Raw genomic sequence first — 17,523 nt, 5'->3', positions numbered from 1 at the left:
ACATTCCCCTCCTATTTATCCTTCGAATAGTCGCGAATCCGCGGTGTAATCAGCGATACATCCACTTCTTCATATGAGATTTGCGGTCCTTCCGGCGTCCATTTTGCCTTCGTCGTCTTCAGGAACTCTTCATCGTTACGATCCGGGAATTCCGGTTTGTAGTGAGCCCCGCGGCTCTCGTTGCGCAGCAATGCCCCCAGCGTCATCGCTTCCGCGAGTTCCAGCATGTTCCAGAGCTGGCGGGTAAAGGCGGCACCGGCGTTGTTCCAGCGGGACGTATCGTTAATGTTGATTTTTTGGTAGCGCTGTTTCAGTTCCTTGATTTTGCCAATCGTCGCTTCGAGCTTATCGTTATGGCGCACAACCGTCATGTTGTCGGTCATCCACTCGCCGAGCTCTTTATGGATAACATAAGCATTCTCTGTGCCGTCCATCGCCAGCAAAGCCTCAAACTTGCTCTCTTGCTCCTTGCGATTCTTCTCAAAGATCGCTGGGCTAAGATCTTCCGCCGATTTCTTCAGGCCGCGGATATATTCAACAGCCTTCGGTCCGGCCACCATGCCGCCATAAATAGCCGAGACGAGCGAATTCGCTCCCAGGCGGTTCGCTCCGTGATACTGATACTCACACTCTCCAGCCGCGAAGAGGCCTGGAATATTCGTCATCTGGTTATAATCAACCCACATGCCGCCCATAGAATAATGGACTGCCGGGAATATTTTCATCGGAATTTTACGAGGGTCATCGCCCATGAACTTCTCGTAAATCTCGATGATGCCGCCGAGCTTAATGTCGAGCTCCTTCGGATCCTTGTGGGACAAATCGAGATACACCATGTTCTCGCCGTTAATGCCCAGCTTCTGCTCTACGCAGACATTGAATATTTCCCGGGTAGCGATATCGCGAGGTACCAGGTTGCCGTACGCCGGATATTTCTCCTCAAGGAAATACCAGGGCTTGCCGTCTTTGTAAGTCCAAATCCGTCCGCCCTCGCCGCGAGCCGATTCCGACATCAAGCGCAGCTTGTCGTCGCCTGGAATCGCCGTCGGGTGAATTTGAATGAACTCCCCGTTCGCGTAGTACACACCTTGCTGGTACACGGCGCTAGCCGCAGTACCTGTGTTGATTACCGAGTTTGTCGTTTTTCCGAAAATAATCCCCGGCCCGCCCGTCGCCAAAATCACAGCATCGGAAGCGAAGGTAACGACCTCCATCGAGCGAAGGTTCTGCGCCACGATACCGCGGCATACGCCTTCGTCGTCCAGCACCGCGGACATGAACTCCCAGCTCTCATACTTCGTTACTAGGCCTGCCGCCTCATAGCGGCGCACCTGCTCATCGAGCGCGTACAGCAGCTGCTGGCCTGTCGTCGCTCCAGCAAATGCCGTGCGGTGATGCTTCGTTCCACCGAAACGGCGGAAATCCAGCAAGCCCTCCGGTGTACGGTTAAACATAACCCCCATCCGGTCCATCAGATGGATGATGCCTGGAGCCGCCTCGCACATCGCTTTAACCGGCGGCTGATTCGCTAGGAAGTCTCCGCCGTATACAGTATCGTCGAAATGCTCCCATGGGGAGTCGCCTTCGCCCTTCGTGTTAACAGCGCCGTTAATTCCGCCCTGCGCGCAGACGGAGTGCGAACGCTTGACCGGAACAAGGGAGAACAAATGCACCTGAATCCCGGCCTCCGCCGCTTTGATCGTAGCCATGAGCCCCGCCAGCCCGCCGCCTACGACGATAATGCTTTGTTTAGCCATATATGTTTCAACTCCTAAAAGTTTTGTTGAGCGTTACTTCTTGGATTAACTACGTAACAAAACTTGCTTCGTAAGCATTCGCTTAGTTTTGTTGAGCGTTACTTCTTGGATTAACTACGTAACAAATCTTGCTTCGTAAGCATTCGCTTAGTTTTGTTAAGCGTTACTACATCATTTAATTTATCAATCCTAGCCGACAAACGGTTTCAGCGTCTGCAGCAAAGCCGTTCCTTCCGCAGCAAATTCCACGTTGCGGAATGCAAACAGCGACCAGATAAACATCACGGACACGATCACGAACAGCCCCATGAAAATGTTCGAAGAAACACGCTGCGAACGCGGGCCGACCGTAATTCCCCAGCTAACGAGGAAAGACCACATGCCGTTGGCAAAGTGAAACGAAGCCGCGATCACACTAATCACATAAATAATGAAGAAGATCGGCTGCGTAACGATCCCGTGCATCACTGCACCAAGCTCCTCATGCGTCACGTTACCCAATGCAACTTGTACCCGAGTCTCCCAAACGTGCCAGATTACGAACGCAAATACAATAACTCCGCTAATCCGCTGGAGCAAATAGCGCAGGTTCCGTTCATTGCGGAATCTGCCATTGTTCGGCTTCGCCTGAAATGCGATATACATGCCGTATACGCCATGATACAGCAGCGGCAGCCAAATAAATAACGCTTCGATAACAATAACAAGCGGCAGACTGTTCAGTAATGCAACGGCATCCATGAATCCCTGCCTTCCGCCTTCAACGGCTGTAAAGTTCGTAATCATGTGTTCCAGAATAAAAAAACCTAGCGGAATAACACCCAGGAGCGAGTGCAGCTTTCTGGAATAAAACCCTTTCATAAGTGCGTGTTCCCCTTTCCGTTTCCATCGTTCCCTATTCGATAACATCGTTCGACACCGGCCGTCAGGAAAGTATATGATATATTCCACATCAAAACGGCTATATTCACATGTGATTTTAATAACATGTGAACATCTTGTGTCACTTTTAATGTTACTCCTTTTTATCTTATAATGGAATTGCAATATACGTATTAATCGTTATAACATTTATGCATATCTATTTACAAGCATAAAGTTTCTATTAATAAGGTGATCAAGTTAAGAAATCATTCTTTTTCAATATGACTATACGTCTAACAATCGGAGGGATGTTACCTATGATGGAAGATTTACTCGTCTTCACTACGGTTGTCGAGCAGTCCAGCTTAAACAAAGCCTCAAAGCTGCTGAATTTATCGCAGCCGGCCCTGTCGCGCAAAATAGCCAAGCTCGAGGAGGAATGGGGAGTCGCGCTATTCGAACGGAAGGGAAAGCGGCTTGAGCTGACCCGCGTCGGCCAAGAGGCTTACATCTACGCCATGGAGCAGCGCCAGCGCCACCAGCATTTCCTGCAATCGGTCTCCCGCTTTAAAACAGCCGAACGCAGGGTCATCACGCTTGGAGCGAGCCTGACAACGATTCAGACAACTCTCCCTCCGCTCGTGACCGCGCTGATGAACAAATCGCCGGACATCGAAGTGAAGCTCGTTACCGGCAAAACCCATGAAATCGTCTCTTATGTCCGTGACAAAAGAATTGATCTCGGCGTCGTCGCTTCGTCGATTTCCGAGCAGGGCTTGAAATGCATCCCCCTGTTTCAGGATCATCTGGAGCTGGTCGTTCCGCGGAACCATGCCCTGGCCGGGGGAAAGCCGGCCGCCATGGAGGATTTGAACGGCCTGCCTATGATCATTTTCTCCAAAGGGACTTGGTACCGGAAGCTGATTGATGACCTGTTCGGACGCTACGGCATCATACCGGACGTGCGCATGGAAATCGATTCCTTCGAAGCCATTGTGCGTCTCCTCCCGACATGCCGGGCCGCTGCGCTGCTGCCGCAATCATATCTGAGGCCCCAGCTGCTGAAAGACAATGAACTGGTAGCTCTGCCGATGAAAGAGCTGGAGCAAACGCGCCGGGAGACCTGCCTCATTTACGGCAGCAGCTCGGAGCTGACTCAAGAGACCAAAGAGTGGATTAATGATATCAAGGGTAATCTGATCCATGTCCTGGAGCTGGAGTGACGGGAATACACAACATCGGCTTCATTACACCCAGCGAATATCGAATAAAAATATGAATATATTTCCAGGAACGATCAAACGGCTTAACCCTGTATTTTTCATAGGGCTTAAGCCGTTTTGAGCTAAGCTTAACTATTGACCTCCGCTATTCGCAGCAGCATCGTGAGGGCTAACGAATGGAATGCATTCGGGCCCGGGGCAATCGCTATGATGTCGCGCTTCGCTTCTTAGAACAGATCGAGTGTTCTGGCACATTCCAACGCTTGCAATCTGCCTCTGACCTGCAGCTTGCTGTAGATGTTGTTAATATGTGTTTTTACGGTAGCGAGAGAAACATGAAGTTTGAGTGCAATTTCTTTATTGGACAGCCCTGTTTCCATAAGCCGCCACAGCCGTTTTACATAGGGCAATGGGACCTTTTTGGCGGGACTGCGATGTTGATTTTGGCGCAGGCTGCCAGAACCGCATTCGATCATTATCCCCCTGATCCAGTGATACCCAGGCGCTCGGATGTTCAATCGTCATTGCCCACTCGCTAAGCAGGGTGGTTTTACCGTATCCGGCAGGCGCTGTGACCAAGGTGAGCTCGCAATCCAACCCTTCATGCAATCGACGGAGGAGGCGGTGGCGCGTGACAAGCGCCGTTCGCGGCCGGGGAATATGTAACTTAGTGGCGATGATCACCTCGATCACTTCCTTTTTGACAAAATCAAATAAAGGCATATTTTCCCTTTATTCTATCAAATATCTATTCATTTGACGCTAACCGACTAAATCAAGAGGTAAATAGATTGACAATCGGGGTAATTAGTTACATGGTTAGTTATGTCAGTAATTAACTGACGCAGGTGCCGCGAAGAACGGCAAATATCGGAGGTGTCCATCCATGAGAACGTTACGTACCCAGCTCACCTTCCATTGGCATAATCACCGCAAGCGGCTGTTATGGTTTGGAGCTATCGTCCTGTTCCTTGATTTTTGGCTGATTGCCGGATACGGCATATATGAGCCCCAAAATGCAATCGCATTGGTGATGAATAATAATTTTGCCGCAATTTCAATTTTCATCCTCCTGACCGCTTATATTACTGCCGCCAGCTCTTTCCCGTTGCTAATGGGCTTGGGCTGGACGCGCAAGCAGTACTACTTGAGCAGCCTGATCTATTTCGCTGCCTTCAGCATAGCGGTATCCCTTGCGCAGACGCTCCTTATCGCGGCGCTAAGGCAGCTGCTCCCGCTGATCACCTTCGATCCGGGCACTGCCGTCACTTCATATGGCATGCTATGGTATTCGCAGACTGCAGTCTTCTTCCTTCTGGCCATGCTGTTTTTTCTGACGAGTACCTTGATGTTTCGGTTTGGTTTGTTCTGGGGCGTCGGCTTGATCGTTGTTTATATTCTGAGTCTAGATGCTCTTCGTACGAAGAATCCCACGCTCATCGATGCGACGGCCAAAACACTGGTAGATATTCTCCCTCCCCATTTCGCCATCGCCATTTCCATCGCCGCGGCCATCATCTGCTGGTGGCTGTACCGAAGCGCTGATGTGAAGTCTTCCTGAACAACGCGCCAAATAAGAGCCAAATATAAAAGAAGCTGTGTCTGCCCTCCCGGCTGACTCAGCTTCTTCTGCCATTTTATCCATCACTCGTCCTCGTTAATGACAGCTTCAAATCTCTCGATATTATCATTAGAACCGATCATGACCATAATATCTCCGGCATTCAGCACATCCATCGCGGTCGGGGCGACAATGACCCCCGTCTGTTTATGGATCGCAACGATGCTGCAGCTGTAATTCACACGCGGATTGATCTCGCCCAGCGTTTTGCCGGCCAGGCATGCAGGCACACTCAGCTCAACGATGCTGTACTCCTTCGACAGCTCGATGTAATCGAGCAAATTCGGCGTCACCAGCTGATGCGCCACGCGAACCCCCATATCCCTCTCTGGAAAAATAACACGGTCCACGCCAAGCTTCTCCAGCGCCCGGCCATGCAGGACAGAAATCGCCTTTGCGACGACCGTTTTGATGCCCAAATCCTTGAGCAGAATCGCCGTCAGAATGCTCATCTGAATATCACTGCCGATGGCCACAATGCCGCAATCGAAATTACGGATGCCCAGCGATTTCAGCATATCTTCATCCGTAGCATCAGCCACGACGGCATGGGTTAAATAAGCGCTCATTTCGTTGACCAGCTCTTCGTTCAGGTCGACGCCAAGCACCTCGTAACCCAGATCCATTAACTCAAGCGCCAGGCTGGAGCCGAAGCGCCCCAAGCCAATCACCACAAACTGCTGCATTTTCATTGATTGGTCGAACTCCTATCCTATAATCATTTTCCCTTCGGGATAACGGTATAATTCTTTACCCTTTTTCGGACCAAGCGCATAAGCCAGCGTCAAGAGACCCAGGCGGCCGGTAAACATCATGAAGCATAAAATAATTTTGCCGATATCGGTCAATTCCAGGGTCAGCCCCATCGATAAACCGACCGTGGCAAAAGCGGACGTCGTCTCGAACAGAATGCTCAGAAAACCCGCTTCCTCGGTCGTGGATAATATCATTGCCGCCGCTATGACGAGAAACAGCGCCAGCATCGTAATCGTGACCGCCTTAAAAATCCGCTCCTGGGACAAACGATAGCGGAAGAGCACCATATCATTGCGTCCGCGAATCATAGAAATGACCGCGCCAACCAAAATCATGAACGTCGTCGTCTTGATCCCGCCGCCCGTCGAGCCCGGGGAAGCGCCGATGAACATCAGGATGATTATGAAGAATTGAGTGGCCTGGCGAAGAGTCCCGATATCCACTGAATTCGCGCCCGCCGTCCGCGTCGTGACCGACTGGAAGAACGAACCCCATATTTTCCCGCTCCAGTCCAAAGATCCCATCGTTTTGGCATTCGTAAATTCGAATATAAAGATGACGAGCGCCCCGATGATAATAAGCGAACCGGTCATGGACAGAACTACTTTGGAATGCAGCGACAGCTTGCGGCTGCGGCGGAAATCCGCGAGCTCGGACAACACAATAAAACCAAGCCCGCCCGATACGATCAGGAATATCGCTACGAAGTTAATGAGCGGATCGTCCACATACCCCGTCAGGCTGTGGAAATTTCCGAACAAATCGAAGCCGGCGTTATTGAACAGCGATACCGCATGAAACACTCCGTAGTAAACGGCCCGCTCGAGCGGCATGTCAAACGCCCAGCGAATCGCAAACAATAGGGCGGCGCTGACTTCAATGACCAGGGAATACATCAGTACCTTGCGAATGAGGCGCACGATGCCCTCCATCGTATTCTGATTCATCGCCTCCTGCAGCAGAAGGCGGTCCCGCAGCGAAATCCGCCGTTTGAACACAAGGGAGAAGAGGGTCGCCATCGTCATGAAGCCGAGTCCGCCGATCTGAATAAGCGTCATAATTACGATTTGGCCGAATGTCGAAAAATAAGTCCCCGTATCGCGAACGACAAGCCCGGTGACGCAAGTGGCCGAAGTCGCCGTAAACAACGCGTCAACGAAAGGAAGAGATTCCCCGGTCGCGGTGGCGAGCGGCGTCATCAGCAGGAGCGTTCCGGTCAGTATGATCGCCGCAAAACCAAGCACCAATATACGCGGTGGAGATAGTTTAAACCATTGGGACGGCAACGTGCTCGCCTCCTCTTTCCTTGATCTGCGTTTCTCAACATTTATATCCCTTTATTATGGACACTTTGGCAAAAGAAAAAAGCACTGGAAATCCAGAGCCCTTTCGGTAATGGTTCCTGCTGCAGTACGCCTACGAGGTTAGCTGACGGGTTCGGGCCTGCAGAGCAGCCCTATTCGCCTCCTGCGCCGGACTTTCCCGTCCGTGCAGGGCCTGAGAAATTCACCCCAAAAAATTGGTTCCCCCGTTTTCCATTGGAAATTCGGCCGATATTCTTTTCAATTCTTTCATTTCACATTTTCATTCCATCTCTATGAATTGGATTATAAGCTTAATTAACGTCCACCACAAAGCTTGATTTACCCGAAATACCATGAAAATCACCTTTGCTGCCTGAAACGGAGCTTGCCATCCTTCATTCTCTGAGCGATGCTGTATTTTTGCGGAATTATTGCCTCTTTTCTGCGCTTGGCTCGTTCGATTCTGGCGATTGCTCCATGCTTATGATATCTTTACAATGATATCCATCTACACTAGAGCAAAGGGGTTTTTGAATGTTATCCAACTTTTCGTCCCCAGGGCGAACGCCGAAGCGCACCACGCTTCGGGTGCTGGCCGCCGTAGGTTTCCTCATTTTTCTGGCCTTGCAGGTTCTGCCGATGGCCACGCCGGATTCATTGCAGCAAATTCAGAAGACGATCACAAAGCAGCAGGCGAAGGAAATCGCTGCCGGGTTCGCCGCTTCGACACTGGAGCTGCCTGTAACATTGGACGATGCTTTGGTTACATACGAATCTCGATCGGACATATATGGTTACTTAACCCGAGAGGGCCTGATGAAAACTTATATGCAAAATTACGATGAACAGTTTCCGCTCGAGATATTTCGCGTTCGCTTCGAGCAGCCAGACGGCATCCTTAGCGCCTTAACCGTGGACGTTAACATGTATGGCGGCAGAGTGGCCGGATTCGAACGCATTGAAACCTACAGCAACGCCACCAGGGAACTGCTCCAGAAGCAAGGCATCCTGGGCGGCAGGGGGCTGCAGGTCACAGAGGGAGACTTGACGCCCGAGGACAAAGAAAGCCTGGCTGCTCCATATCTTAAAGTATTTAACTTCGATCCTGCTCAACTGAAGATCGAGAGGGCCGAATACGAATCAGGTCTGATCTACGAAATCCTGGGCAATGAAGCCGGTCAATCCCGCGGGCTGATCGAATTTCGCTTCCAAGACGGAACCGTGTCCTCCATGGAAGCATATTTCGATCCTCCTGCCGCTCATCTGGACTATGTAAAAGGCCAAAAGAAGCTGGCCAACTGGTTCACCTGGGTTGGCTACGCCCTATTCACCTTCGTGCTCGGCATTCTGGCGATCATCTACAGCGTGAAGACCAGACCGTTCTCTTCTTTTCTGCGCGGCCTGGTTCTGTCCACTGCTTACTTTGTTTTTACGATGGTCGGAGCGGTTAATATGCTTCCGATGCTGGAGAAGGACGGACTCGGAACAGAGGTCCTGATCCTCGGCTTCATCGTGCAGGGCGCACTCACTTTGATAATATCAGCCTCCATTTACTTCTCCCTGATCGGAGGAGACGGACTCTGGCGTAAGCAGGGGCTTAATTTATGGGCCAGAGCCAAGGAGCCAGGATACGGGCAGCATGTCCTGTTCTCGATGCAAAGCGCCTATTTGTGGGCTTTGATCCTGCTCGGGGCGCAATCGGTCATCTTCTTTGTTCTTAGACACACGATCGGCACCTGGTCAACGACCGATGCCACCCAGTCGGCCTACAACATGCTCTATCCTGTCCTGTTCCCCTTGCTCGCCTGGGTAGCAGGGATCGGCGAGGAAGCCGTCTATCGCTTGTTCGGCATCCCGATGCTGAAGAAAATATTCCGCAGCACGTTCGTAGCCAGCTTGATCTCATCGATGATTTGGTCGTTCGGACATTCCTTGTATCCGATTTACCCCGTCTATTCGCGCCCGATTGAATTGACGATTGTAGGGCTGTTGTTCAGCTTTGTTTTTCTGCGTTACGGCTATATTACCGCCATGTTCACGCATGTCATCTTTAACAGCATCCTCATGTCGCTCAGCCTCATGCTCATGGGCGGGGTGCTGAACTGGACCGCAGGGATCGTTTACATCGCTCTGCCGGCGATCGTAGCCTATGTTATATATTTGTTCAACCCGCCGGGCCGGACGGAGAGCATTCCGCCGATACAACGCAAAGAAGAGGAGCCGCAGTTTACGACTCCTCATCCCGAAGGGCATTTATAATCTGATTGGCGAGCTTGTCGCCGATCGAAAGAGGCCGAAAGTCTTCGACAGAGGCCTCTTTTATTTTTTTGAGCGAACCGAAATGCTTCAGCAGCAGCTTGCGCCGCTTCTCTCCGATCCCCGGGATCGCGTCCAGCCGCGAAGCCACCATCGATTTGGCCCGCTGCTCGCGGTGGAACGTAATCGCGAAGCGGTGAACCTCCTCCTGAATGCGCTGCAGGAGATAGAACTCCTGACTGTCACGAGGCAGATGCACCGGCTCCGGCGGATCTCCCACCATGAGCTGGGCGGTTCTGTGCTTATCATCCTTGACGAGTCCGCACACAGGAATGAACAAGCCCAGCTCGTTCTCCAGCACGTCAACCGCTGCCGAGATTTGGCCCTTCCCGCCGTCCACGACGATCAGGTCCGGCCGCGGCAAATTCTCTTTGAGCACCCGCTCATAGCGGCGGCGAATTACTTCCCGCATCGTCTCGTAATCGTCCGGGCCCTCTACGGTCCGGACTTTGTATTTCCGGTACTCTTTTTTCGCCGGCTTCCCATCAATGAATACGACCATGGCAGATACCGGGTTCGTCCCTTGAATGTTCGAGTTGTCGAACGCCTCGATCCGCGACAGCGACTCTAATCCGATCGCAGCGCCTAAATTTTCAGCTGCCTTCGAGGTGCGCTCCTCGTTCCGCTCTATGAGCCGGAACTTCTCCTCCAGGGACACCCGCGCATTCTCCTCGGCCATGGAGATCATTTGCCGCTTCAGCCCCCGCTGCGGCACCAGCGTCTTGACGCCAAGCCACTGCTGCAGCTCCGCCGCACCGCTGATTGCGTCCGCGCCTTCCTTGGCCTCCGCCTCTGAACCGGCCTCTCCCGTTTCACTGCCGGCTGGTTCCGCCGGAAGCAGGATCTCCTGGGGCAATGCCGGGTTATCGCTATAATATTGCGTTATAAACGATAGAAAATCCTGGTAAGCCTCGCCGTAGAAAGGAAATGCCGAGGCATGCCGTTCGATCATTTTTCCCTGGCGCATATATAAGATTTGCACACACATCCAGCCTTTATCGACAGCATAACCGAACACGTCGCGGTCTTTGGCGTCGGCCATCGTAATTTTCTGCTTCTCCATCAGCGCATCGATGCTCATGATTTGGTCGCGCAGCTCTTTGGCCCGTTCGAAATACAACTCCTCGGCCGCTTCCTGCATTTTGCGCTGCAGCTCTTTTTTGATCTCTTCATGGCCACCGCTCAGGAATGATTGGATTTCCTGCGTAATTTCATCGTATTTCTCCTGCGGCACCTCCTCCACGCACGGCGCCATGCATTGGCCGATGTGGTAATACAAGCAGACCTCTTTAGGCATCACGTTACACTTGCGCAGCGGGTACATGCGGTCCAGCAGCTTCTTCGTCTGTTGGGCCGCATATGCGTTCGGATAAGGACCGAAATACTTTGCTTTATCCTTAAGCACCCGCCGGGTAACCTCCAGCCTTGGGTGAGGTTCATTGGTGATCTTCAAATAAGGAAACGTCTTGTCATCCTTAAGCAGAACGTTATAACGCGGATGATGCTGTTTGATCAAATTACATTCCAAAATCAACGCTTCCATGTTGCTGGCCGTTACGATATATTCAAAATCACGGATTTCTGAGACAAGCCGCTGGGTTTTACCGTCATGGCTGCCTGTAAAATAAGACCGCACTCGGTTCTTAAGCACCTTGGCTTTGCCCACGTAAATGATCGTTCCCTTGCTGTTCTTCATTAAATAGCAGCCGGGCAAGTCTGGCAGCAGCGCCAGCTTGTGGCGAATGTTTTCCAGCGCCTTCTCTTTATCCTGATCTAATTCCTGAAGACCTCTAACCGGTTCATCCATACCCATGTTCCCCCCTCTCCCCATGATACTACACTAAGGTATAACATAGAAAACGCCCCCGGAGATTCCGGAGGCGTGAAAAAGCACGATCCCTGCACCAAAGCTTACTGATGCTTAGCGATAAGGCTCTTCAGAGCGTCTTTCGAGTTCAAACCGACCACTTTATCGACCGGTTGTCCGTCCTTGAAGAGGATAAGCGTCGGAATGCTCATCACGCCAAAGCGGGAAGCCGATTCTGGATTATCGTCAACATTGACTTTAGCGATCTTGACAGAATCGCCTACTTCAGCTGCCAGATCTTCCAGAATAGGAGCGATCATTTTGCAAGGACCGCACCATGGAGCCCAGAAATCAACCAGAACGGTTCCTGTGCTTTCCACTTCATTATTGAAAGTTTGATCGGATACGTTAACGATTGCCATATAAATCTCCTCCTTCATGTTAAGGGCATGTATAACATGTTCATTAAACATGGTTTGTGTCATACATATTGAATAATGCCGCTAAAAATTAGCGTCATTCAAAGTATACCACAAATATATAGCAAATGAAAAATCGTACTCCCTGCTTGTTCTTTACAAATCGTTGAACGTTTGGTTATACTAATAATAACCCAAAACCGTTTTGTCTATGACGTATTTCATTGATAAATATTATTTTTCGAGGAGGCCCCATCGCCATGGACGCAAATACGCACGTAAATGACCCGCGGGAGCACATTAACGAAGAACCGCGTAACGATTTGTTTGACCTGATGAATGGCTTTTTTGGCATGCTGACGGTCATGGTCGTTATTTTCTTCGGCATGGTCATTTTTAAGTTTCTAGCCAGCTAATGATGAGCGAATCATCAACGGCAGCACGGGTCTCCTAGGCAAGCTTATACATAAGGAACCCTTTGCAGCATGAAGAATAGCAGACCGAGCGTACAGCTCCGGCCTGCTATTTTTTTGTCCTGATATTTCTTATTTCTGTCCCCGCTTGTTCACGCCGCGAACCGGAACTACCTCCACGAACGGTGCGATACGATCCATAAGACGTTGTCCCTTATGAAGTTCTTCCCCTTCCTTGCTCGTAAAGCTAAGGTGCTTCTCGAGACCGCCGAGCGAGTAATTCGACGTATAGAAGGTCGGCTTCCGGTTCATGCGGAAATTCAGAATCGAACCCATCACATGATCGCGGACCCAGGGATTCAAATTCTCAGCGCCGATATCATCGAAAATGAGCAGGTCAGCCTGCTTCATCACTTCCACGGTTTCCTTCAGTTTCTGGCTGTCCTGGAACATCGACTTCAAATCTTCAACGAATTCCGGCATATAGACGATAACCCCGGAATATCCCGCTTTGGCCAGTTCATGCAGCAGATAACACATCAGGAATGTCTTGCCTGTCCCAAAATGGCCTTCCAAATACAACCCCCGAGGCGATAATCCGTTCTCCTTCACCTCATTGATGTATTGGAATACCCGGCCCACCGCTGGTGCCCGATCCAAATCCTTGGTCATGATCTCTACTTCGCTATAGCCTTCCTCCAGCGCCCGCTCATCTACGTAGAAGCTATGGATCCGTTTCTTGATGGCGAGCTCCCGTTCCCGCTGGATCTGCAGGTTGCAGGGCACTTGCCGGTCGCTGATCGCAGCATCCCCGTGGAGCGAATCAACCGTTAGCTTCGTATAATGGCCGGGAAAATCATTCGGGCAGCGATCAAGTCCCGGACAGCTGTCACAGTGACGCGAACTTCGCACATATTGGTAGAGCTTGGCCATATTTAGCGTAAGCTGCTCGTCCCTCAGCTCAGGATAACGAGCTCTTAGCTCCAGCACCAGCGGATCGCTCATCAGCTTCGCCGTCAATTCCTCCGAACGCCGGCGCAGCACCGGGCTTTTCATCTGCGTCAGCAGTTCTCCGAGTGATTCCATAAGCTAACATTCACCTTCCTTATGACGTGCTTCTTAATCCATACTTCCTTATTTGCTTGCTTTATTTTGTTTACTGGCCTGCATTTGCTCAGCCATTCTGAGCAGCTCAGCAAATTCCTCTTCGGTTACTGCCTCCCCGTTCGCCGAGCTCTCCACGATCGGAATGTCCGGCTTCGCCGCGCCTGTTCTGCCGTAAGCACGGCTTCTTCCCGCCGCGGCCTGGGGCGCTGCCCCGCTGCTCTTCTCTTTACGGATCTTCGCTTGATTGCGAATATATTGAACGGCCTTCTCGTAAGAATCGATGCGCTTAAGCAGCATATTTGCAGCGATCGCATCCACGAAATTGCGGTTGATCCGCTGCTCTCCGCCCGAAGTCAGCAATTCCATCAAATAATGGATCAGCACGTTAATGACTTCGCCGGGCAGCTTGTAGTTCAGATCGATTTTCTCGAAAATATCCAGCAGATTATCGGGCACGGAGCCCGGGAAAAACGTCTTCAGCAGCCGGGTATACGGCTCATTGCGCAGCATCATATTGTACTGATGAATATCGCACTTGCTGCGGAACTGCGGAGGAACTTCGACGTAATACTCCATTTGAACGGCAACCTCCTCCGGCATCCCTTCGCCGGCAGCCGTTTCGGAGGCGCGCAGAGCTACGACCTTGGCATAAGCGACCTCTCTTTCGTCCTTCCGCCGCTTGCCTTGCCTGAAATGAAGATTCGCTTTATGCTGCAGGCTTTCCAGCAGCAGGCTGCCGTCAGGCCCGAATACGCCATCCTCATCCAGCAGGCGGCATAGGTCCTGCACGCTAAGCTCATATTTGCGGGCGACATAATTGGCGATTCCCATTCCTTCGGAATTGAAACGCAGCCCCTCCACAAAAGCCCGGTTCGCTGATTCCCGCGGAAAACGGATAATGATGTCGGCATAATTGATCGCCTCTTCCTCAGCGCCCTGCAAACCCCCGGGCTGCCTGGACATGGAAGATTCGGCAATCGCCTGTTCCAGCTCGTAATCAATCGCATGCGTGTTCAGTTCAAATATGTCATAGAAAGGCACTGAAATGTTCTCTTTATTGTAGGCCATTCCAGTCCATTCAGGCGGCTCCTCGCAGAACATTCGCTCCCGCAGCGCAAGGACGGCGAACTTGCCGATCTTGTCGCGGAGCAGCAAGGTCAAATGCTGGGTACGGAAAAAATCGGCAGGAGAAAGCGGGGCCTGCAGCTCGTATTCGTAAATGTAGTCATCCCTTTCCGGTATGTACAAACGACTTGTCTGCAGGAGCCCAACCGCCTCCAGCTTTGATGCCTGTTCAATTAAATATTTACGCCCCTTCTCGCTCGGCTCAAGACCCAGCGTAAGAAACAGCTCCCGCTGCTGCTCGATCGGGGAATATCCGACCTGCTCCAAAGAGACGCGTTCGGCAAGCAGGCGGTAAAAGCCGATGGCAAACGCGCCAGCCATCGGCTGATAAACCAGACTAAGCATTCTGCCGTCGACAGCGCTGAGGCCGAAGTCGCGGTATACGCAATAACGGTGGTTCTCGGTAAAGTGCAGCATATTGTTGATGCGCATGATTTCTTCGCTCCTTCCCAGCTCACGTACGTGTAGACTTTCTCTATTCTATCACAAAAGCATTCTCCCTGAATCGGGAATACCCTACAAATTTCGCCGAAAAACATAGTCTCCCAGCACGGCAGACGGTGTTTCTTCCTCTTATTCCTGAATGCTTCCGCTGCCGATAAATTTGCGGAATGCGGCTTGCTCCGCCGCAGAAGGAGACTTTCTCTGCAGGAAGGAACGCACCACTTCAATCGGAATTCCCGCCTCCTTGGCCGTCACGAGCAATTTGAACCAATCTGCAGACTCTTGCTCGGCTACTTCCCCGCATCCCGCAACCTGCACGGCCTTGTTCATCACCCATCGCCTCCTAAATTATCAATTCCAGAAATTTGAAGATATCAAAAGCTTGATGGAGCAATAATGATAATTATGTTCTTTATAGAGAACATTTGGCTGTATTTGCAGGTTTATATTTTGCTCTAAACCGTTTATATTGAGTTCAATTGTTGTTCTTAATAACGAACAAACGATGCGAAACCATCTTCCGGAAAGGAGGAACCCTTTTGCGCAGCACTAAGGCTCCCACGGTTTGCAAGCGAAGGAAGCCGCGACAAAAGCCGTTACTGAAAACACTCCTCCTGCTATCCGGGCTTCTACTTTATCTCCCAGGTCAAATCGGTACCACCTATGGCGAGTTTTCAAGCTTTAGCGACACTGCCTTTACTGTTCAGGCCTGCCCTGTATTCCCCGGCGTAATCGAGAACGGGCTCTCCGAAATGCATGCTCATTTCCGGAATGCAAGCGCTCTCACAAGTCAGCTCCAACTTTTGACCCCCTCGTCTTTTTTTGAACCTGCTATGGACACACCTGATACGGCTGCACCTGTCCTCAATTCATCTGCAACAGACGCTACCTATCTGGAACCGGAACTGGACCTCTTAAGCCGATTAAGTCTCTTTGAACTTGAATCTGCTGCGGAGAATACATCTCTGAAGATAAGCATCCTCCAGGTAAAGATTAGTGAAATGAACGACAGGCTTGCTAGCTCAGCCGCTTCCTTCCACGAGCTTAAGTATGAACTTGCGTCCGGATCCGCGTCCTTGAACCATATGATCCGGCTAATCAGTGATATTCCGGCCAACTGTGCCCGGATCTCCGGGATGGGCTTGCTCAAGGAGCTAGAATTGTTCTCTGACTCGGATACTCCGCTATCACCCCAGCTCTCTGCTTCCTTAGCCGATCTCATCGAATACTTGCGACAAGTATATGATGCCGGGATTGCGGTTCAGAACGTCCCGAATTCGCTCACAAATCAACTGGGGTCGGCGAAAGATTACTATCCCATGCCCAGAGAAGCAACCGGCGATGCGGTAAGCCAGGAGCTGCTTCAATGCTACGAAGCCTCGCAGCGCTCGCTGGAAGCCGAGTTACGGGACAGTACGGCAGAGCTTCGTATTCTGAAATCGCGCTTATCGGCGATCCAAGCTTCCGCTGAGGAGAATCGTCTGCAGGATGTCGAAAAGACTGTCCAAGAGGAGGGAAACTTTGCAGCTGCCGAGGAACAACCCGTAACTTCAGAAGAGGATCGTCCTGAGATGGAGGCAGAAGAAGCTAAAGAAGCTGAAGACGCGGCAGCGCCAATAATCCTGACGGAAGAACAATTCAGTAATGAAGGTCAACCCGCCGAGGGGAGTACGCAGGACGCTCAGTAAAGAGGTATTACAAAGTGAAAAATAGGGCGGAATGGAGGAAGGATCAATGAGGCTGCTATGGAAGCTGGCTGCTCAAACGGTTTATTACTTGACCGCTGCGGTTTGCCTGACGGTTCTCGGTTCAGTACTGTTGTCCAGAATAACTGGCGGTGAGCCGAATTTCTACGGATATCAGCTAAAAACAGTATTATCCGGTTCGATGGAACCCACGATTCGAACGGGATCAGTCATCGCCATTTCTCCACATCATGCTGGAACGGGGATTCCTTTCCAGGCCGGGGATATCATCACGTACCGGGCCGATGAACAGCGGCTAATTACCCACAGGATCATCGAGGTCAGAAGCAGCGAAGCTGGCGGCCAGATAATGTACCGTACCCAGGGAGACAACAATGATGCTCCCGACAGCGCGCTCGTTGTCCCGTCCAATATCGTCGGCGTTTATACCGGATTCACCATCCCGTACGCTGGGTATTTGCTACGCTTTGCCGGCAGCAAAGCCGGCAGCCTTCTCCTCCTTGTCGTTCCAGGGTTGATACTCCTTCTCTATGGCGCTTGCTCCATATGGAAGGCCCTATCCCAACTTGAGCAAGGCTCCGGCGTTCAAGCCGATTCAGGGGCCGATGCGCCAAAATAGATTTTTAAATTACCCGGTTGTTGTCCTTATGCCCGTCATAAG

Annotated in this window: 18 protein-coding genes and 1 riboswitch; of the genes, 6 read left to right on the top strand and 12 right to left on the bottom strand. The window is 51.3% G+C overall.

What is annotated here, in order from left to right; all coding sequences use genetic code 11:
• Positions 1–11 precede the first annotated feature (11 nt).
• Together sdhA and GNP95_RS20565 are read right to left on the bottom strand one after the other, a co-directional pair.
• Positions 12–1,757, bottom strand: a complete 1,746-nt coding sequence (sdhA, locus tag GNP95_RS20570) for a succinate dehydrogenase flavoprotein subunit (protein ID WP_155612703.1) — start codon at positions 1,755–1,757, stop codon at positions 12–14.
• 189 nt (positions 1,758–1,946) lie between these two features.
• A complete protein-coding gene (locus GNP95_RS20565; RefSeq protein ID WP_155612702.1) occupies positions 1,947–2,618 on the bottom strand; it encodes a succinate dehydrogenase cytochrome b558 subunit in 672 nt (223 codons plus the stop codon).
• Positions 2,619–2,938: 320 nt separating this feature from the next.
• Between GNP95_RS20565 and GNP95_RS20560 the strand changes: the two genes are divergently transcribed.
• A complete protein-coding gene (locus GNP95_RS20560) occupies positions 2,939–3,844 on the top strand; it encodes a LysR family transcriptional regulator (RefSeq protein ID WP_155612701.1) in 906 nt (301 codons plus the stop codon).
• 227 nt (positions 3,845–4,071) lie between these two features.
• Here GNP95_RS20560 and GNP95_RS26290 read toward each other — a convergent pair whose 3' ends face one another.
• Together GNP95_RS26290 and GNP95_RS20550 are read right to left on the bottom strand one after the other, a co-directional pair.
• A complete protein-coding gene (locus tag GNP95_RS26290) occupies positions 4,072–4,224 on the bottom strand; it encodes a helix-turn-helix transcriptional regulator (RefSeq protein WP_330163539.1) in 153 nt (50 codons plus the stop codon).
• Positions 4,202–4,528 carry a hypothetical protein gene (locus GNP95_RS20550; RefSeq protein ID WP_230873932.1) on the bottom strand — a complete coding sequence of 109 codons (327 nt, stop codon included), beginning with the start codon at positions 4,526–4,528 and terminating at the stop codon, positions 4,202–4,204. Before GNP95_RS20550 ends, GNP95_RS26290 begins: the two co-directional genes overlap by 23 nt.
• A gap of 202 nt (positions 4,529–4,730) precedes the next feature.
• Between GNP95_RS20550 and GNP95_RS20545 the strand changes: the two genes are divergently transcribed.
• Positions 4,731–5,405 carry a DUF4052 family protein gene (locus tag GNP95_RS20545; RefSeq protein ID WP_155612699.1) on the top strand — a complete coding sequence of 225 codons (675 nt, stop codon included), beginning with the start codon at positions 4,731–4,733 and terminating at the stop codon, positions 5,403–5,405.
• An 83-nt stretch (positions 5,406–5,488) separates the two neighbouring features.
• On the opposite strand, the gene GNP95_RS20540 is transcribed toward GNP95_RS20545, so the two are convergent.
• Together GNP95_RS20540 and GNP95_RS20535 are read right to left on the bottom strand one after the other, a co-directional pair.
• Positions 5,489–6,157, bottom strand: coding sequence for a potassium channel family protein (locus GNP95_RS20540; RefSeq protein WP_155612698.1), 669 nt, complete (start codon positions 6,155–6,157; stop codon positions 5,489–5,491).
• 15 nt (positions 6,158–6,172) lie between these two features.
• Positions 6,173–7,507: a TrkH family potassium uptake protein gene (locus GNP95_RS20535; RefSeq protein WP_155612697.1), complete on the bottom strand. Its 1,335-nt coding sequence runs from the start codon at positions 7,505–7,507 to the stop codon at positions 6,173–6,175.
• A gap of 112 nt (positions 7,508–7,619) precedes the next feature.
• Positions 7,620–7,783, bottom strand: a riboswitch (cyclic di-AMP (ydaO/yuaA leader).
• Between the two features lie 276 nt (positions 7,784–8,059).
• On the opposite strand from GNP95_RS20535, the gene GNP95_RS20530 reads away from it, so the two are divergent.
• Positions 8,060–9,784 (top strand): CPBP family intramembrane glutamic endopeptidase, encoded by a 1,725-nt coding sequence (locus tag GNP95_RS20530; protein ID WP_155612696.1) that lies wholly within the window; start codon positions 8,060–8,062, stop codon positions 9,782–9,784.
• Here the strand turns inward: GNP95_RS20530 and uvrC are convergent.
• Both uvrC and trxA read right to left on the bottom strand, forming a co-directional pair.
• On the bottom strand, positions 9,753–11,654 hold the full coding sequence (gene uvrC / locus GNP95_RS20525; protein ID WP_413773767.1) for an excinuclease ABC subunit UvrC: 1,902 nt from the start codon (positions 11,652–11,654) through the stop codon (positions 9,753–9,755). The genes GNP95_RS20530 and uvrC overlap by 32 nt on opposite strands.
• 98 nt (positions 11,655–11,752) lie before the next feature.
• Positions 11,753–12,070, bottom strand: a complete 318-nt coding sequence (trxA, locus tag GNP95_RS20520; protein WP_155612695.1) for a thioredoxin — start codon at positions 12,068–12,070, stop codon at positions 11,753–11,755.
• Positions 12,071–12,327: 257 nt separating this feature from the next.
• Between trxA and GNP95_RS20515 the strand changes: the two genes are divergently transcribed.
• The gene (locus tag GNP95_RS20515) at positions 12,328–12,483 is read left to right on the top strand and encodes a YqzM family protein (protein WP_155612694.1); all 156 of its coding nucleotides are present in this window, start codon (positions 12,328–12,330) and stop codon (positions 12,481–12,483) included.
• 129 nt (positions 12,484–12,612) lie between these two features.
• Here the strand turns inward: GNP95_RS20515 and dnaI are convergent, their stop codons facing one another.
• The 4 genes from dnaI to GNP95_RS26450 all read right to left on the bottom strand — a co-directional run bounded on the left by dnaI (position 12,613) and on the right by GNP95_RS26450 (position 15,956).
• Complete coding sequence (dnaI, locus tag GNP95_RS20510) at positions 12,613–13,566, bottom strand: primosomal protein DnaI (RefSeq protein WP_155612693.1); 954 nt, start codon at positions 13,564–13,566, stop codon at positions 12,613–12,615.
• A 48-nt stretch (positions 13,567–13,614) separates the two neighbouring features.
• Positions 13,615–15,144: a replication initiation and membrane attachment family protein gene (locus GNP95_RS20505; RefSeq protein ID WP_155612692.1), complete on the bottom strand. Its 1,530-nt coding sequence runs from the start codon at positions 15,142–15,144 to the stop codon at positions 13,615–13,617.
• Between the two features lie 141 nt (positions 15,145–15,285).
• Positions 15,286–15,486, bottom strand: coding sequence for a hypothetical protein (locus GNP95_RS20500; RefSeq protein ID WP_155612691.1), 201 nt, complete (start codon positions 15,484–15,486; stop codon positions 15,286–15,288).
• A 344-nt stretch (positions 15,487–15,830) separates the two neighbouring features.
• A complete protein-coding gene (locus GNP95_RS26450; RefSeq protein ID WP_269058999.1) occupies positions 15,831–15,956 on the bottom strand; it encodes a hypothetical protein in 126 nt (41 codons plus the stop codon).
• A 201-nt stretch (positions 15,957–16,157) separates the two neighbouring features.
• Here GNP95_RS26450 and GNP95_RS20495 point away from each other — a divergent pair, with 201 nt between their 5' ends.
• Both GNP95_RS20495 and sipW read left to right on the top strand, forming a co-directional pair.
• A complete protein-coding gene (locus GNP95_RS20495; RefSeq protein ID WP_196427263.1) occupies positions 16,158–16,844 on the top strand; it encodes a hypothetical protein in 687 nt (228 codons plus the stop codon).
• Between the two features lie 46 nt (positions 16,845–16,890).
• Complete coding sequence (sipW, locus tag GNP95_RS20490) at positions 16,891–17,481, top strand: signal peptidase I SipW (RefSeq protein WP_155612689.1); 591 nt, start codon at positions 16,891–16,893, stop codon at positions 17,479–17,481.
• The last annotated feature ends 42 nt before the right edge of the window (positions 17,482–17,523 follow it).

Source organism: Paenibacillus woosongensis, from assembly GCF_009725165.1.
Taxonomy (GTDB): domain Bacteria; phylum Bacillota; class Bacilli; order Paenibacillales; family Paenibacillaceae; genus Fontibacillus; species Fontibacillus woosongensis.
Note: the sequence above shows the minus strand (reverse complement) of the source record. Positions and strands in the feature narration are given on the sequence as shown.